The sequence below is a fragment of the Serpentinimonas barnesii genome (genome assembly GCF_000696225.1).
Lineage (GTDB): Bacteria > Pseudomonadota > Gammaproteobacteria > Burkholderiales > Burkholderiaceae_C > Serpentinimonas > Serpentinimonas barnesii.
In genome coordinates, this window is sequence record NZ_BAWN01000006.1 from 42,410 (window position 1) to 58,051 (window position 15,642).

16 protein-coding genes and 1 tRNA gene are annotated in these 15,642 nt (G+C 66.3%); 5 read left to right on the top strand and 12 right to left on the bottom strand.

The window, feature by feature from the left end; translation table 11 throughout:
* Positions 1-5: 5 nt before the first annotated feature.
* The 3 genes from SRAH_RS02035 to SRAH_RS02045 are packed head-to-tail and all read left to right on the top strand — an operon-like array spanning position 6 to position 2,313.
* On the top strand, positions 6-827 hold the full coding sequence (locus SRAH_RS02035; RefSeq protein WP_171816017.1) for an ABC transporter permease: 822 nt from the start codon (positions 6-8) through the stop codon (positions 825-827).
* On the top strand, positions 824-1,612 hold the full coding sequence (locus SRAH_RS02040; protein WP_052369046.1) for an ATP-binding cassette domain-containing protein: 789 nt from the start codon (positions 824-826) through the stop codon (positions 1,610-1,612). The genes SRAH_RS02035 and SRAH_RS02040 overlap by 4 nt, the downstream gene beginning before the upstream one ends.
* A complete protein-coding gene (locus tag SRAH_RS02045) occupies positions 1,609-2,313 on the top strand; it encodes an ABC transporter ATP-binding protein (RefSeq protein ID WP_029461690.1) in 705 nt (234 codons plus the stop codon). Before SRAH_RS02040 ends, SRAH_RS02045 begins: the two co-directional genes overlap by 4 nt.
* Before the next feature lie 185 nt (positions 2,314-2,498).
* Here the strand turns inward: SRAH_RS02045 and SRAH_RS02055 are convergent, their stop codons facing one another.
* On the bottom strand, positions 2,499-2,711 hold the full coding sequence (locus tag SRAH_RS02055) for a (2Fe-2S)-binding protein (protein ID WP_029461691.1): 213 nt from the start codon (positions 2,709-2,711) through the stop codon (positions 2,499-2,501).
* Between the two features lie 195 nt (positions 2,712-2,906).
* Between SRAH_RS02055 and SRAH_RS02060 the strand changes: the two genes are divergently transcribed.
* Both SRAH_RS02060 and SRAH_RS02065 read left to right on the top strand, forming a co-directional pair.
* Positions 2,907-3,335 (top strand): MerR family transcriptional regulator, encoded by a 429-nt coding sequence (locus SRAH_RS02060; RefSeq protein ID WP_029461692.1) that lies wholly within the window; start codon positions 2,907-2,909, stop codon positions 3,333-3,335.
* A gap of 76 nt (positions 3,336-3,411) precedes the next feature.
* Positions 3,412-3,488: transfer RNA gene (locus tag SRAH_RS02065), tRNA-Pro, on the top strand.
* 208 nt (positions 3,489-3,696) lie between these two features.
* Here the strand turns inward: SRAH_RS02065 and SRAH_RS02070 are convergent.
* From SRAH_RS02070 to dnaK, 11 genes are all read right to left on the bottom strand, one after another.
* Positions 3,697-4,116 (bottom strand): HEPN domain-containing protein, encoded by a 420-nt coding sequence (locus SRAH_RS02070; RefSeq protein WP_029461693.1) that lies wholly within the window; start codon positions 4,114-4,116, stop codon positions 3,697-3,699.
* A complete protein-coding gene (locus SRAH_RS02075) occupies positions 4,113-4,478 on the bottom strand; it encodes a nucleotidyltransferase domain-containing protein (RefSeq protein ID WP_029461694.1) in 366 nt (121 codons plus the stop codon). Before SRAH_RS02075 ends, SRAH_RS02070 begins: the two co-directional genes overlap by 4 nt.
* 285 nt (positions 4,479-4,763) lie before the next feature.
* Positions 4,764-6,254, bottom strand: a complete 1,491-nt coding sequence (locus tag SRAH_RS02080) for an NAD-dependent succinate-semialdehyde dehydrogenase (protein WP_029461695.1) — start codon at positions 6,252-6,254, stop codon at positions 4,764-4,766.
* A gap of 70 nt (positions 6,255-6,324) precedes the next feature.
* A complete protein-coding gene (locus tag SRAH_RS02085) occupies positions 6,325-6,741 on the bottom strand; it encodes a type II toxin-antitoxin system VapC family toxin (protein ID WP_029461696.1) in 417 nt (138 codons plus the stop codon).
* Positions 6,738-6,992 carry a FitA-like ribbon-helix-helix domain-containing protein gene (locus tag SRAH_RS02090; protein WP_029461697.1) on the bottom strand — a complete coding sequence of 85 codons (255 nt, stop codon included), beginning with the start codon at positions 6,990-6,992 and terminating at the stop codon, positions 6,738-6,740. Before SRAH_RS02090 ends, SRAH_RS02085 begins: the two co-directional genes overlap by 4 nt.
* 94 nt (positions 6,993-7,086) lie before the next feature.
* Positions 7,087-8,313: a CaiB/BaiF CoA transferase family protein gene (locus SRAH_RS02095; protein ID WP_082210029.1), complete on the bottom strand. Its 1,227-nt coding sequence runs from the start codon at positions 8,311-8,313 to the stop codon at positions 7,087-7,089.
* Positions 8,314-8,397: 84 nt separating this feature from the next.
* A complete protein-coding gene (locus SRAH_RS02100) occupies positions 8,398-9,582 on the bottom strand; it encodes an acyl-CoA dehydrogenase (protein WP_029461699.1) in 1,185 nt (394 codons plus the stop codon).
* Positions 9,583-9,657: 75 nt separating this feature from the next.
* Positions 9,658-10,983 (bottom strand): 4-aminobutyrate--2-oxoglutarate transaminase, encoded by a 1,326-nt coding sequence (gene gabT / locus SRAH_RS02105; RefSeq protein ID WP_029461700.1) that lies wholly within the window; start codon positions 10,981-10,983, stop codon positions 9,658-9,660.
* A gap of 53 nt (positions 10,984-11,036) precedes the next feature.
* Positions 11,037-12,404: an MBL fold metallo-hydrolase RNA specificity domain-containing protein gene (locus SRAH_RS02110; RefSeq protein WP_029461701.1), complete on the bottom strand. Its 1,368-nt coding sequence runs from the start codon at positions 12,402-12,404 to the stop codon at positions 11,037-11,039.
* Between the two features lie 20 nt (positions 12,405-12,424).
* Entirely contained in the window at positions 12,425-13,567 is a 1,143-nt protein-coding gene (dnaJ, locus tag SRAH_RS02115; protein WP_029461702.1) for a molecular chaperone DnaJ, read from the bottom strand.
* A gap of 113 nt (positions 13,568-13,680) precedes the next feature.
* Positions 13,681-15,624, bottom strand: coding sequence for a molecular chaperone DnaK (gene dnaK / locus SRAH_RS02120; protein ID WP_029461703.1), 1,944 nt, complete (start codon positions 15,622-15,624; stop codon positions 13,681-13,683).
* Positions 15,625-15,642 lie beyond the last annotated feature (18 nt).

Here is a 15,642-nt window from a genome sequence, read left to right on the forward strand (position 1 = left end):
GCCGCTTGAGCACGACCCAGGTCGGACTGTTCCTGCTCGCCCCGTTGCTGCTGCTGCTGCTGTGGCCGACGGCCTGGTTGCCGCACGACCCGCTGGCACAGGATTTGCTGCGCCGCCTCGAGGCACCCTCCAGCACCTACTGGCTGGGCACCGACGTGCTGGGGCGCTGCGTGCTGTCGCGCGTGCTGGCGGCGGCGCGGCTGTCGCTGGGTGCGGCGCTGGCGGCGTCGGCGGTGCTGCTGGCGCTGGCCTTGCTCTGGGGCGTGACGGCGGCATGGTGTGCGCAATCGGCGCGCTGGCGCCTTGTCGATGCCCTGCTGATGCGCAGCGCCGACGTGCTGCTGGGCTTCCCGACCTTGGTGCTGGCCTTGGCCATCATCGGCGTGTTCGGGCCCTCGTTGCTGACCGTTTTATTGGCCTTGATCGTGGCTTGGACGCCAGGGCTGGCGCGCATCGTGCGCATCCTGGCGCTGCAAGCGCTGCAGCGCGACTACGTCGCCGCCGCGCACGCAGCCGGCTTGTCGCAACTGCGCATCGTCTGGCGCCATGTGCTGCCGCAACTGCTGGCACCGCTGGCTGCGCTGGCCAGCCTCGAGACGGCGGGCGTTATCTTGGCGCTCTCGACCTTGAGTTTTCTGGGTTTGGGGGCGCAGCCTCCGACACCCGAGTGGGGGGTGATGCTCAACGAAGCGCGCGCCTTCTTTCAGACCGCACCGCACCTGCTGTGGGCCCCGGGGCTGGCGGTGTTGTGGGCCACGCTGGCTTTCAATCTGGTCGGTGAAGGTTTGCGCGAGCGGCTCGAACCCCGGCTGCCGTTGCGCTGGTGAGGGTCAAAGCCGTGCCGGATCCGCTGTTGCAAATTCGGGAGCTGTCGGTGCAAGCCGCGGGTGGGCCGGTGTTGCTCGATCGCTTGGCGTTCGATCTGGCTGCCGGTGAACGGCTGGCGCTGCTGGGTGGCAGCGGCGCGGGCAAGTCCGTGTTGGCCCAGTGCCTGCTCGGGCTGCTGCCGCCGCCGCTGTGCTGGCGCTCCGGCTCGATCCGGTGGCAGGGCCAGGAAATGGGCCTGCTGTCCCGTAAACAATGGCACGCGCTGCGCGGCGTTGGCATTTTTTTGATATTCCAGAGCCCAGGGGCTTTGCTGGATCCCTTGCTCAGCGTGGGTTATCAGCTTGGGCAGGTGGCGCAGCGTGCCCAGCGCCCAGCCGCAGCCGTGGAGCAGGCCTTGGCGTTGGTGCAACTGCCTGCGCTGGTGCTGCGCCGTCATGCGCACCAGTTGAGCGGGGGCATGAAGCAGCGTGTGCTGTGCGCCATGGCGTTGTTGCTGCGGCCCCAACTGGTGATAGCCGACGAACCCACCAGCAGCTTAGACGATGCAACCGCCCAAGAGGTGCTGTGCGCGCTGCGGGCCATGCAGCAAGCCACAGGCTGTGCGCTGCTGCTGATCACCCACGACCTGCGCCTGGTGCGCGAGCACGCGCAGCGGGTGCTGGTGCTCGAGCGCGGCCGTATCGTCGAGCAAGCCCCGGTAGCGTGTTTTTTGTCTGCGCCAGCCAGCAGCGCCGGCGCGGCGCTGGTGCAGGCGGCGCGCTGGTTGGATGGAGAGGCTGCATGAGCGCGCCCGGTCGAGTCCAATCCGTGCTGCGGCTGCGCGCAACCGACCTAAGCCACCGCTGGGGGCCGCAGCAGCCACCGGTGCTCGACTGCGTGGGGTTGGATCTGCACCAAGGCGAGGTGGTGGGTCTGGTGGGCCGCTCCGGTAGCGGTAAATCGACCCTGGCCCGTTGCTTGGCCGGGCTGCTGCAGCCCAGCAGCGCCAGCTTGAGTCTGAACGGGCAGGTGCTGACGGCGGCCAGAACCCTGCCCCAGCGGCGCGCCATCCAATACGTGTGGCAGGAGCCGCAGTGCGCGCTTAGCCCCTACCGCAGCGCCATGGCCTCGGCGGCCGAACCGCTGGAGGGTTTTGGGCTGGCTGATCGGCTGGAGCGGCCCCAGCGGGCGGCGCAGATGCTGCAACGCATGGGCTTGACGCGATCCGACATGCAGCGCTTGCCGCATCAGCTCTCGGGTGGGCAGTGCCAGCGCGTGGTGTTGGCGCGTGCTCTGCTGGCCGAGCCACAGGTGTTGTTGCTCGACGAGCCTTTTTCGGCTCTTGATAGCGTGACCACGGCGGCGCTGTTGCAAGATTTGAGTCAAGTGCTGACCGAACATCGGCTGGCGGTGTTGCTGGTCTCACACGACCGGGCGCTGGTGCGCCGTTTGGCGCAGCGCGTGCTGGTGCTGGAGCAGGGGCAACTGAGGGTTGTGGCTGACTAATGCCGGCGCCGCATGTTCAGCGTGCAGTGGCAAGGTCGGCTGCGGCGCTGGGGCCGATGGCCTGATTCGATCCGGTTTGGGTGTTTGGGTGGAGCGGATTGAGATTTAACGCCGCAGCAGCCACCACGCCAGCCCGCACGTGATCACCAGTGAGAGCAATAAGCCGATCCACATGGGGTGCTCCATCAAAGGGGAGTCGCCACAGCCAGTTCTTGGTGCAAGTGCAGCAAGCGCTGGCTCGGGTGGCATTCTGACCAGATGCGCCGCGCCGCGTGCTCGCACTGGCCGCACTGGGTGCCCACGCCGTGCTCGAACTGGATCGCATCGAAACCCTCGCCCTGCTGGGCGCAGGTGGCGATGGTCTTGTCGCTGACCCGGTGACACACGCAGACGATCATGGAAGGGCTCCTGAAGGATGTAGGTGGATGATAATCATTCGCAATCCTTCAGGCAAGACATTTCGTATAACCATTAGTAGAAAAGGGAAATTGGGTGTTTTTGAGGCCTTTGCGGGTTTAACTGGGTCAAACCGCCTTTGCATTTGGCTGCGCTTCGGGTAGATTCGCTGCTCTACGATTTAAAACCTAGTGACCATGACTACGGAGCTGCCTCCCATCCCGGCCAAGCGCTACTTCACCATCGGTGAGGTGGGCGAACTGTGCGGCGTCAAGCCGCATGTGCTGCGCTACTGGGAGCAGGAGTTCACGCAACTGCGGCCCATGAAGCGGCGCGGCAACCGGCGCTACTACCAGCACCACGAGGTGCTGATGATCCGACGCATCCGCGATCTGTTGTACGAGCAGGGCTTTACCATCCAAGGCGCGCGCAACCGCTTGCAGGAGCTGGCGCAGCATGAGCGCGAGCAGCGCCGCAGCGGCGCCGCAACCCTGGCCCCCGCCGAGTTGGCGCACGAAGACGATGCCATGGAGCCGCACGACAGCGAGGCTGGCGCCCTCAACGACTGGGCCGCCGTGCGCGCCGAGCTGATGGCGATTCGCCGCCTGCTGGAGCCATCGGCCTGATGCGGGTTGGGGCGCGTGCAAAGCGGTCAGGCGCCTTGAGCGAATCCGATCAAACGGCGTGCTAGAATTCGGGCTTCGGCGTGTAGCGCAGCCTGGTAGCGCACTTGCATGGGGTGCAAGGGGTCGCGAGTTCGAATCCCGCCACGCCGACCATTTACTGATTCAAAGGCCACCAAGGACGTAACCTTGGTGGCCTTTTTCATTGGCAAATGAAGGGCTTACCGTGCAAGGGTGGACAGTGGCAGCCATTGACAGCCAGAGCGTTATCGGAGCAACAATCCGGGGAGCACGCCCATGCTGACCGATGCCCAATGCCGCAACGCCACTTTCGGCTAAGCGGCCTCCCTTTGCGTTCTTTCGATCAATTCGGCTGGTCGGGCTCCTGTCCAGCGGCCACCAACAGCTTTTGCATGGCCGCGACGAACTGGCGCGCCTGTTGCACCAGTTCGGCGGCATCGGGCATCGCGATCGATGAACCGTCGTAATCGGCCACCCAGCGCGATTCCTCCGCGCGCTTGAGTTGGCGGCCCAATTCCTTGCTGACGCGCCCCGCTTTGACCAAGTGTGCGCTGAAGGTATTGAGCAGACCTCGATGGGTTTTCCCCAAACCTTCACCGGCGGGTACGTCGGTGGCCATCAATGCCGCTTGGGCAGCATCGAACATCGCGTAGTACGCGCGGTTGCACGCGCCATCGGCATCACCCATATCAAGCAAGGACTGGGCAGATGCCAGAGCACGCTCTGCTTTGGCCATCAGCGTATGGACCGACTTGCCCCTCATGCGACCCGCACCCCTTCGCGCAAGATATTGGCCAACAAGGCCGGGTTGAAGTGCTGCTCGGGGTGCTCCCATTCGTCTTCCCACACGGGCAGTGGGGAGATGTTGATGCCGGTGTCTAGCAACACGTCGTAAGCGGCGTCGGAAAGCTGGAGTTTGGTGGGCAAAAAAGCTTGGTGCACGCCGGCAAGCACAACAGCTACGTCGGCATCGCTGTCTGGTCGGTGCGTGCCACGGGCCCGGCTGCCAAACACAATGAGTTGCCGCGGGTGGTGCGTGCGCTCGATCAAGCCCTTGAAGCGGCGCACCGCGTCTTGCGTCAGCGGGTCCAGTGGGGTGTGGGTGGCGGTGGGCGAGGTCTGCATCAAGGCCTCCACCACGCATGCACGGCCCCCCGCGCGCTGCCTTGCCACGGCAACGGTCCGGAGGTATGAGCGCTAGCAGGCAACATTCTGAGACCTCAAGCAAACCAAGCACATAGCGGCATTAGACCACGACCAACCGGCTTTCACCTATGCCCTCTCCGGCTCAAGCCTCGCACCGAAGGGCTGCAAGGAGTCGATGCGTGTCTTCGTTGGTATTTGCCAGAGTGAACGCGCCGTGTGGCTGGATTTGCCTGCCCTGCAGGTGCTGCAGTTCAGCCAGTGTCTTCAACGCTGCACATCGCCGACGCAGACGTACTTCATCTCTAGGTACTCGTCGATCCCGTGGTGCGAGCCTTCGCGCCCCAAGCCGGATTGCTTGACGCCGCCAAAGGGCACGTGCTCGGTGGCCAAAATCCCTACGTTGACGCCCACCATGCCGTATTCCAGCGCCTCGCTGACGCGCCAGATGCGCCCCACGTCGCGGCTGTAGAAGTAGCTGGCCAGGCCAAATTCGGTGGCGTTGGCGGCGGCGATGGCCTCGGCTTCGGTGTGGAACTTGAACACCGGGGCCAGCGGGCCGAAGGTTTCTTCACGCGCGCACAGCATGGCGGCGTGGCAGTCGGCCAGCACGGTGGGGGCGAAAAACTGCCCGCTGCCGAGCGCGCCCAGGCGCTGGCCACCGACCAACACCCTTGCCCCCTGGGCCAGCGCGTCATCGAGGTGGCGCTGCACCTTGTCGAGGGCGGCGGGCTCGATCAGCGGCCCGATGCTCACGCCGTCGGCAAAGCCGTTGCCCACTTGCAGCGCGCCCACCTTGGCCGCGAATTTCTGCAAAAACGCTTCATAGACCCCGGCCTGCACGTAGAGCCGGTTGGCGCAGACGCAGGTCTGGCCGGCGTTGCGGTACTTGCTGGCCAGCGCGCCTTCGACGGCGCTGTCGAGGTCGGCGTCGTCAAAGACGATGAACGGTGCGTTGCCGCCGAGTTCGAGCGCGAGTTTTTTTACCGTTGGGGCGCACTGCGCCATCAGGATGCGCCCGACTTCGGTCGAGCCAGTGAAGCTCAGGTGGCGCACCGCGTCGCTGGCGCACAGCACTTTACCGATGGCGATGGATTGGGCGCTGTCGGCGCTGAGCACATTGAGCACGCCAGGTGGCAGGCCGGCGCGCAGCGCCAGTTCGGCAGCGGCGAGCGCGGTCAGGGGCGTGAGTTCGGCCGGTTTGACGATCACCGGGCAGCCGGCCGCCAGCGCCGGGGCCACTTTGCGCGTGATCATGGCCAGCGGAAAGTTCCACGGCGTGATGGCGGCGCAGACGCCGATGGGTTGCTTGAGCACCAGCAGGCGCCGGTTGTTGTCGAATTGCGGCAGGGTTTCGCCGTTCACGCGCTTGGCTTCTTCGGCAAACCATTCGACGAAGCTGGCCCCGTAGGCGACTTCGCCGCGCGTTTCGGCCAGCGGTTTGCCTTGCTCGGCGGTCATGAGCCGCGCCAGGTCTTCCTGGTGGGCCAGCAGCAGATCGAACCAGCGCCGCAAAATCTGGCTGCGCTGCTTGGCACTCTGGCTGCGCCAAGCCGGCCAAGCGGCCTCGGCGGCGGCAATGGCCTGCTGCGCCTCGGCGGGCCCTAGGTTGGCCACATCGGCCAGCTTGGCGCCGGTGGCCGGGTCGAAGACATCGAAACGCTGGCTGCCCGGCACCCAGCGGCCGTCGATCAGGGCGTCGGTTTTGAGCAGGGTGGGGTCGCGCAGCAGGCTTAATGGGCAGGTGGGGGTTTGCATGGGTGGTGCTGGATTTTGGGGTGTGGTGGGTGGGACAGGGCGTGGGGCATGAGGCAAGCTGCGCGCAGTGTCAGTCCCAGGGGTTGATGAGGCGCAGGCCGGCGGCTAAAAAAGGGCCGGTATCGCGCGTGGCAACCATCAATCCGTTGGCCAGGGCGACAGCGGCGATCAAGGCGTCGGCGGTATCGATGCCTTGGCCCGCCTTGCGGACCCTAGCCAACAATTCGGCATAGGCTTGGGTGCAGGCCATGTCGAAGGGCAGCACGCGCCCCGCAAACAGTGGCAACACCTGCCGTTCAAGTTGCTCGTGCAAGGCCGTGCGGCGCTTTCCTGTGGGCAGCAAGGCCACACCGGCGCGCAATTCGGCCACGGTCATGGCCGACAGGTAGAGCGTTTCCAGCGCTTGCGCGTCAAGCCACGCCCCAACGCGGGTCGCGGGCGCAGGGCGCATCGGCTCCGAAAGCACGTTGGTGTCGAGCAGGATCATTCAAAGCCTGCGGCTCGGGCCGGGGAGGTGCCGGGCGTGCGTTCAAAGAGGGCGAATTCTGCGTCGCTGAGCTGGGCTTGGCGGCCGATCTCGGTGAGCAGCGAACCGAGCTTGACCCGGCCCTGCGGCCTGACGGCCGCTTCCAGCATGTCGCGCAGTTCGGCCTCGATGCTGCGGCCGTGCAGCGCCGCCCGCACGCGCAGGGCGCGATGCACCTCGGCGGACACATTTCGGACGGTCAGGGATGGCATCTTGCAAAACCCATTGCTGCTTCAAGTGCCTGCACTTTAGCAGAGTGCAAGCATGGGTGCAATGCCCCGTCTTTGGGTGGATTAGGGGGTCTGTTCAGCCATCGCGCAGCGGATTCCAGCGCGCTTGGCCGGAGTCGAGCGCGGGCGGGGGCAGCGGGGCGCGGGGGCGCTGGCCGTCGAGCAGGATCGGGTGCGCCAGCGCGGGCGGGGTGCCCGGTGCGCCCTCGGTGGCACCCGCTTGGGCCGAAAGGATCAGGCCGCGTGCCGCCACTTGGGGATGCTCCAGCACCTGCGCCACGTCCAGTATGGGGGCGCACGGTATGCCCAAGGTGTCGAATAGGGGGCGCCAGTCGGCGGTGTCGCGCTGGCGCAGCGCCGGGCTGATGAGCTCGATCAGCATTTGGCGGTGTTGCACCCGCGCTGGGTTGGTGCTAAAGCGCGCATCGCGCGCCAGCGCCGGCTGGCCGATTGCCTCGCACAGGCGGCTGAACTGGGCGTCGTTGCCCACGGCCAGCACCAAGTGGCCGTCACGGGTGGCAAAGACTTGGTAGGGCACGATGTTGGGGTGCGCGTTGCCCATGCGGCTGGGCCGGGTGGCGCCGATGAGCTGATTGCTGGCTTGGTTGGCCAGCATGGCCACTTGCACGTCGAACAAGGCGGCGTCGATCACGCGCCCGCGCCCGGTACGACCGCGTTCGTGCAGCGCGGCCAGAATGGCGCTGCAGGCATAGACGCCGGTGAGCAAGTCGGTCACGGCCACACCGACCTTTTGCGGCTCGCCCTCGGGCGTGCCGGTGACGCTCATGAGCCCGCCTTCGGCTTGGATGGCGAAGTCGTATCCAGCATTGGGCGACAACGGCCCGCTCTGGCCGTAGCCGGTGATGGAGCAGTAGATTAGGCGCGGGTTGAGGGCTTGCAGGTTGGGCGCATCGAGCCCGTAGCGCGCCAGTTGGCCAACTTTGTAGTTTTCGATCAGCACGTCGGCCTCGCGCGCGAGCTCGCGCACCCGCTCGATGCCTTCGGGCTGGGTCAGGTCGATGGCGACCGAGCGCTTGCCGCGGTTGGCGCAGATGAAGTATGCCGATTGGCGCTGCTCGCCTTCGCCCCACCAGGGCGGGCCCCAGGCGCGGGTGTCGTCGCCGCAGCCGGGGCGCTCGACCTTGATCACGTCGGCGCCGTAGTCGGCCAGTATCTGCGCCGCCCAGGGGCCGGCGAGCACGCGCGAGAGGTCGAGCACGCGCACGCCTTCGAGCGGGCGCGGTGGTGCAGCGGGTGTGGGCGCGGCGGCGGGGTCGGCGGGGAATGGGGTGGGTGGGGGCATGGCGGTGTGGCGCGCGGCGAGGGGGTGGGCTGCGGTGGGCGAAGGCGGCGGCGTGCGGGGCAAGTGGGTAGGGCTGAGGGCGGCTCAGTTGGCAAAGGCGGCAATGCCGGTGATGGCGCGCCCCAAGATGAGGGCGTGCACGTCGTGCGTGCCCTCGTAGGTGTTGACCACTTCGAGGTTGACCAGGTGGCGCGCCACGCCGTATTCGTCGCTGATGCCGTTGCCGCCCAGCAGGTCGCGCGCCAAGCGGGCGATGTCGAGCGCCTTACCGCAGTTGTTGCGCTTGAGCAGGCTGGTGAGTTCGATCGCGGCCTTGCCTTGGTCTTTCAGGCGCCCCAGGCGCAAACAGCCTTGCAGGCCGAGTGCGATCTCGCTCACCATATCGGCCAGTTTTTTCTGCACCAGTTGGTTCGCGGCCAGGGGGCGGCCAAACTGCTGGCGTTCCAGCACGTACTGGCGCGCGCGCTGTAGGCAGTCTTCGGCGGCACCGAGCGCGCCCCAAGCGATGCCGTAGCGGGCGCTGTTGAGGCAGGTGAAGGGGCCTTTGAGGCCGCGCACCTCGGGCAGGGCGTTTTCATCGGGGCAAAACACCTCATCCATCAGGATTTGCCCGGTGACGCTGGTGCGCAGCCCCACTTTTCCGTGCAGCACCGGGGCGCTCAGGCCGGCCCAGCCGCGCTCGAGCAAAAAACCGCGAATCTGGCCTTCCTCGTCTTTGGCCCAGACCAGATACAGGTCGGCGATGGGGGCGTTGGTGATCCAGGTTTTGCTGCCGCTCAGGCGGTAGCCGCCGGGGACTTTGACGGCGCGGCTGCGCAGGCCGCCGGGGTCGGAGCCGTGGTCGGGCTCGGTCAGGCCAAAGCAGCCCACCCATTCGCCGCGCGCCAGCCGGGGCAGGTACTGCTGCTTTTGCGACTCGCTGCCAAACTCAAAAATCGGCACCATCACCAGCGAGCTTTGCACGCTCATCATGGAGCGGTAGCCGCTGTCGATGCGCTCGACCTCGCGCGCCGCCAGTCCGTAGCTCACGTAATTGAGCCCGGCGCCACCGTAGGCTTCGGGCAGGGTCGGGCCGAGCAGGCCCAGCGCGCCCATTTCGTTGAAGATGGCGCGATCGGTGTGTTCGTTGCGAAAGGCATCGCGCACGCGCGGCAGCAGGGCTTGCTGGCAGTAGTCGCGTGCGGCCTCGCACACGGCGCGCTCATCGGCGCTGAGCTGGTCGTCGAGCAGAAAAGGGTCGGACCAATCGAAGCGGGGGCTGGAGGTCATGGGGGCTCCCAAGGGTGGGCGGTGCCTGCCGCCAGTGGCGCACCGATTGGGCAAGTTTAGCGCCCCAGCGGGCTGCTACTGAGGCTTCGGCACGTGTTTGGCCGCCGCCAGCGCCGCGCCCAGCAGCGCCAGCCCTTCGTCGAGCAGGGCGTCGGAGGCGGTCAGGGGCACCAGGATGCGGATCACGTTGGCGTACAGGCCGCACGAGAGCAGCACCAGCCCGCGCGCCAGCGCTTCGGCGCAGACGCGCTGGGTCAGCTCGGGGTTGGGCTGTTGCAGGTTTCCGGCTTGGAATAACTCGATTGCCAGCATGGCCCCAAGGCCGCGCACGTCGCCGATTTCGGGGTGTTGCGCCGCCAGCGCCTGCAAGCCAGCCCGCAGCCGCGCGCCCACGGCCTGCGCACGCGCCAGCAACTGCTCTTGCTCGAACACATCGAGCACAGCCAGCGCGGCGGCGCAAGCCAGCGGGTGCCCGGCGTAGGTGCCGCCTAGGCCGCCGGGGCCGGGGGCGTCCATGAGCTCGGCGCGGCCGATCACGGCAGCCAGCGGAAAGCCGCCGGCCATCGATTTGGCCATGGTGATGAGGTCCGGGCAGGCCTGCGGCCCCCACTGCTCGCAGGCCAGCCAGGTGCCGGTGCGGCCGGCGCCGGTCTGGATTTCGTCGGCAATCAGCACGATGCCGTGGCGGTCGCACAGGGCGCGCAAGGCCTGCGCAAACTCGGGTGGGGCCACGTAAAAGCCGCCTTCGCCCTGCACCGGTTCCAGAATGATGGCGGCCACGCGGCTGGCCTCCACGTCGTACTTGAACAGGTGTTCGAGCGAGCGCAGCGCGTCGGCCACGCTCACGCCGTGCAGCGGGTTGGGGAATTCGGCGTGGTAGATCTCGGCCGGGAAGGGGCCAAAGCCGCTTTTGTAGGGCGCAACCTTGCCGGTGAGCGCCATGCCAAGCAGGGTGCGGCCATGAAAGCCGCCGCCAAAGGCGATCACTGCGGAGCGCCCGGTGGCGACGCGCGCAATCTTGACCGCGTTTTCTACCGCCTCGGCCCCGGTGGAGAGGAAAAACGCCTTCTTGGCAAAGTCGCCCGGGGCCTTGGCCAGCAGGCGCTCGGCCAGCTCCACGTAGGGCTCGTAGGCCAGCACCTGGAAGCAGGTGTGGTGGTACAGATCGAGTTGCGCTTTGACGGCCTGCACGATGCGCGGGTGCCGGTGCCCGGTGTTGAGCACCGCGATGCCGCCGGCAAAGTCGATGTAGCGCTGGCCTTCTACGTCCCAAACTTCGGCGTTGTCGGCGCGCTCGACGAACACCTCGTAGGTTTGGCCCAAGCCACGGGGCAGGGCGGCGCGGCGGCGCGCCATCAGGGCGGCGTTGGTGGGGGCAAGCGGGGGGGAGGGGGCGTTCATGGTTGTGGAGGTGGAGCGAACGTTGCAGTCTGCTTGAACGCAGGCCGGAGGTCTCAAACCGCCCAAGTCGAGCCGTGCTCGGGCACCAAGGCGCTCCAGCGCAGCTCGGTTTCGATGCGGCGGCGCAGGGTGTCGGCGGCTTCGGGTTCGCCGTGGATGACGAAGGCGCGCTGCGGCTGACCCGGAATGGCGCGCAGCCAGTTCAAAAGCTGCGGCGCGTCGGCGTGCGCCGAGGAGGAGTGCAGTTGCAGCACCTCGGCGCGCACCGGCCAGTCTTGGCCGTGTATGCGCAGGCTGGCGCCGCCGTTGGCGAGCGTGGCCCCGCGCGTGCCCGCAGCCTGAAAGCCGGTGAGCAGCACCAGGTTGCGGTGGTCGCCCAGGTACAGTTGCAGGTGGTGCAGCACGCGGCCGCCGGTGGCCATGCCGCTGGCCGACAAAATCACCTTGGGGCCGTGCTGGCGCGCAATGGCTTTGGACTGGTCGGCGCTGCGCGTCATGGTGGCGGTGCGCGCCATGGCGCTGCACTCGGCGGCGCTCAGGCGGTGCTGGCCTAGGTGTTGCGCGAACAGCTCGGTGCTCTCGATCGCCATTGGGCTGTCCAGAAACACCGGCAGCGCCTGCGGGATGCGCCCCTGCTGCTTGAGCACCGCAATGGCGTGCAGCAGCGCCTGTGCGCGCCCGACCGCAAACACCGGCGCGACCACGGTGCCGCTGCGGGCGGCAACGCGCTGCAGCGGTTCGGCCAGTTCGTCGATCAGGTTCTCGCTCGGGTGCTCGCGGTTGCCGTAGGTGGATTCCACGAACACCGCATCCGCCCCCGGCGGCGCTTCGGGCGGGAACATGAGCAGGTCGTCGCAGCGCCCGAGGTCGCCCGAAAACAGCAGCCGCCGCCCGCCCACTTCGAGGTAGAGGCTGGAGGCACCCAAAATGTGCCCGGCCCCATGAAAGCGCGCCTGCCAGCCCGGCAGCGGCTCAAACAAATGCAGCGGCGCCACGCTGTGCAATTGCTTGAGGCACTTGCGTGCGTCTTGTTCGGTGTAGAGCGGCAGCGCCGGCTGGTGTTTGGAAAAGCCCTTGCGGTTGGCGAACTGGGCGTCTTCTTCCTGGATGTGGCCGCTGTCGGGCAGCAGGATGCGGCACAGGTCGCGCGTGCCCGGCGTGCACCAGACCGGGCCGTGGTAGCCCTGGCGCACCAGCAGCGGCAGGTAGCCGCTGTGGTCGAGGTGCGCGTGCGTGAGCGCCACGGCGTCGATGCCGCCGCCTTCCAAGCCCGGCAGGGCGGACCAGTTGCGCAGCCGCAACTGCTTGTAGCCTTGGAACAGGCCGCAATCGACCAGCAGGCCCTTGCCCGCATGCCGCACCAAAAACTTGGAGCCGGTGACAGTACCGGCCCCGCCCAGAAAGGTGACTTGGACGCTCATGCGCTCATTGGATCACAAAATCAGAAGAAAAACGCCTTCGCTTTCTCGAACCAGCCCTTGTCGTTCGGGCTGTGTTTGTTGCCGCCCTTTTGGAACGATTCCTCCAGCTCGCGCAGCAGCTTGCGCTGGTGTTCGGTGAGCTTGACCGGGGTTTCGACGTTGATGTGGCAGTACAGGTCGCCGGGGTAGCTCGAACGCACACCCTTGATGCCGCGCCCGCGCAGCCTGAAGGTCTTGCCGTGCTGGGTGCCTTCGGGGATGTCGATGGTGGCTTTGCCGCCCAGCGTGGGCACGGCGATCTCGCCGCCCAGCGCCGCGGTGCTGATGCTCACCGGCACGTGGCAGTGCAGGTCGTCGCCCTCGCGCTCGAACAGATCGTGCTTGCGCAGCCGGATCTCGATGTACAAATCGCCCGCCGGGCCGCCGTTGCGGCCGGGCTCGCCGTTGCCGCTGGAGCGGATGCGCATCCCGTCGTCGATGCCGGGCGGGATTTTGATTTCCAGCGTTTTGTGCTTCTTGACCTTGCCTTGGCCGTTGCAAGCGGTGCAGGGCTCGGGGATGATCTTGCCGCTGCCGTGGCAGTGCGGGCAGGTCTGCTGCACACTGAAAAACCCTTGGCGCATCTGCACCACGCCGGCGCCGTTGCAGCTCGGGCAGGTTTTGACGCTGGTGCCCGGCTTGGCGCCGCTGCCGTGGCAGGTTCCGCAGTTGTCCCAGCTCGGGATGCGAATTTCGGACTCTTTGCCCGCGGCGGCTTCTTCGAGCGAGATCTCCATCGCGTAGGACAGGTCGCTGCCCCGATAGACTTGGCGCCCGCGTCCGGCACCGCCGCGCTGGCCACCAAAAATATCGCCAAAAATATCGCCGAACGATTCGGAAAAGCCACCAAAACCATCGGCCCCGCCCGCGCCGCCAGGGCCACGCATATTGGGATCGACGCCGGCGTGGCCGTACTGGTCGTAGGCAGCCCGCTTTTGCGGGTCGCTCAGCATCTCGTAGGCTTCTTTGGCCTCTTTGAATTTTTCTTCAGCAGCCTTGGTCGCATCACCCTGGTTGCGGTCCGGGTGGTGCTTCATCGCCAGCTTGCGGTAGGCTTTTTTGATGTCTTCGTCGCTGGCGCTCTTGGGCACGCCCAGGATTTCGTAAAAGTCGCGTTTGGCCATATCGGTACCCGGTTAGTCGTGCAGCGCAAACGCCGCGCCCGGGCGGCAGGGGGCCCGGGTCGCGGCGGCGCGTGTGCTTTAGGCGCGCACAAGGCGCGGCAATACTGGCAGCATCAGTCCTTCTTGACTTCTTTCACTTCGGCATCGACCACATCGTCGGCCGAGGCAGATCGGGCACCGGCATCGGCTGTCGAGCCGCCCGCAGCGCCCGCTGCACCGGCCGCCGCGCTGGCCTGCTGATCGGCGTACATTTTCTCACCCAGCTTTTGGCTGGCGCTCATCAGCTCGGCGCTGGTGGCCTCGATGGCGGCCTTGTCCTCGCCCTTGACGGCTTCTTCAGCAGCCTTGATGGCGGCTTCGATTTTCTCTTTTTCGGCCGCGTCGAGCTTGTCGCCGTACTCTTTCAGGCTCTTGCGCACCGAGCTCACCAAGCCATCGGCCTGGTTGCGCGCCTGCACCAGCTCCACTTTTTTGTGGTCTTCGGCGGCGTTGAGCTCGGCGTCTTTGACCATGTTCTGGATTTCGGCCTCGGTCAGGCCCGAGTTGGCCTTGATCGTGATCTTGTTCTCTTTGCCGGTGCCCTTGTCTTTGGCGCCCACGTGCAAAATGCCGTTGGCGTCGATGTCAAAGCTGACCTCGATCTGCGGCAGGCCGCGCGGCGCGGGCGGAATGCCCTCGAGGTTGAACTCGCCCAGCAGCTTGTTGCCGGCGGCGATCTCGCGCTCGCCCTGGAACACCTTGATCGTGACGGCGGGCTGGTTGTCGTCGGCGGTCGAGAACACCTGCGCGAACTTGGTCGGGATGGTGGTGTTCTTGGCGATCATCTTGGTCATCACGCCGCCCATGGTCTCAATCCCTAGGCTGAGCGGGGTCACGTCGAGCAGCAGCACATCTTTGCGCTCGCCCGAGAGCACCTGGCCTTGGATCGCCGCGCCCACGGCCACGGCCTCGTCGGGGTTGACGTCTTTGCGCGGCTCTTTGCCGAAGAACTCTTTGACCTTCTCTTGCACCCGGGGCATGCGCGTCATGCCGCCCACCAAGATCACGTCGTCGATCTGGCCCACGCTCACGCCGGCGTCTTTGATGGCGGTGCGGCAGGGCGCAATGGTGCGCTCGATCAGCTCATCGACCAGCGCTTCGAGCTTGGCGCGCGTGAGCTTGATGTTGAGGTGGCGCGGACCGTTGGCGTCGGCGGTGATGTAGGGCAGGTTGAGGTCGGTCTGGGTGCTGTTGGAGAGCTCGATCTTGGCCTTTTCGGCCGCTTCCTTGAGGCGTTGCAGGGCCAGCACGTCTTTGGTCAGATCGACGCCTTGTTCTTTTTTGAACTCGGTCACGATGTAGTCGATGATGCGCTGGTCGAAGTCTTCGCCGCCCAAGAAGGTGTCGCCGTTGGTGGAGAGCACTTCGAACTGTTTTTCACCGTCGAGGTCGGCAATTTCGATGATCGAAATGTCAAAGGTGCCGCCGCCGAGGTCATAAACCGCGATCTTGCGGTCGCCCTTGCCGTGCTTGTCCAGCCCAAAGGCGAGCGCGGCGGCGGTGGGTTCGTTGATGATGCGCTTGACTTCCAGCCCGGCGATGCGGCCCGCGTCTTTGGTGGCTTGGCGCTGCGCGTCGTTGAAATAGGCGGGCACGGTGATCACGGCCTCGGTCACGGCCTCGCCGAGGTAGTCTTCGGCGGTTTTCTTCATCTTGCGCAGCACCTCGGCGCTCACCTGCGGCGGGGCCAGCTTTTTGCCGCGCACTTCCACCCAGGCGTCGCCGTTGTCGGCGCGGGCAATGGTGTAGGGCATCAGATCGATGTCCTTTTGCACCTCTTTTTCTTCAAACTTGCGCCCGATCAGGCGCTTGACCGCGTACAGCGTGTTGCGCGGGTTGGTCACGGCCTGGCGCTTGGCCGAGGCGCCGACCAGGATTTCGCCATCCTCTTGGTAAGCGATGATGGAGGGCGTGGTGCGCGCACCCTCGCTGTTTTCGATCACGCGCGTGGTGTTGCCTTCCATGACCGAGACGCACGAGTTGGTGGTGCCCAGGTCGATGCCAATGATTTTGCCCATGAGTGGCTCCTAAGGTTC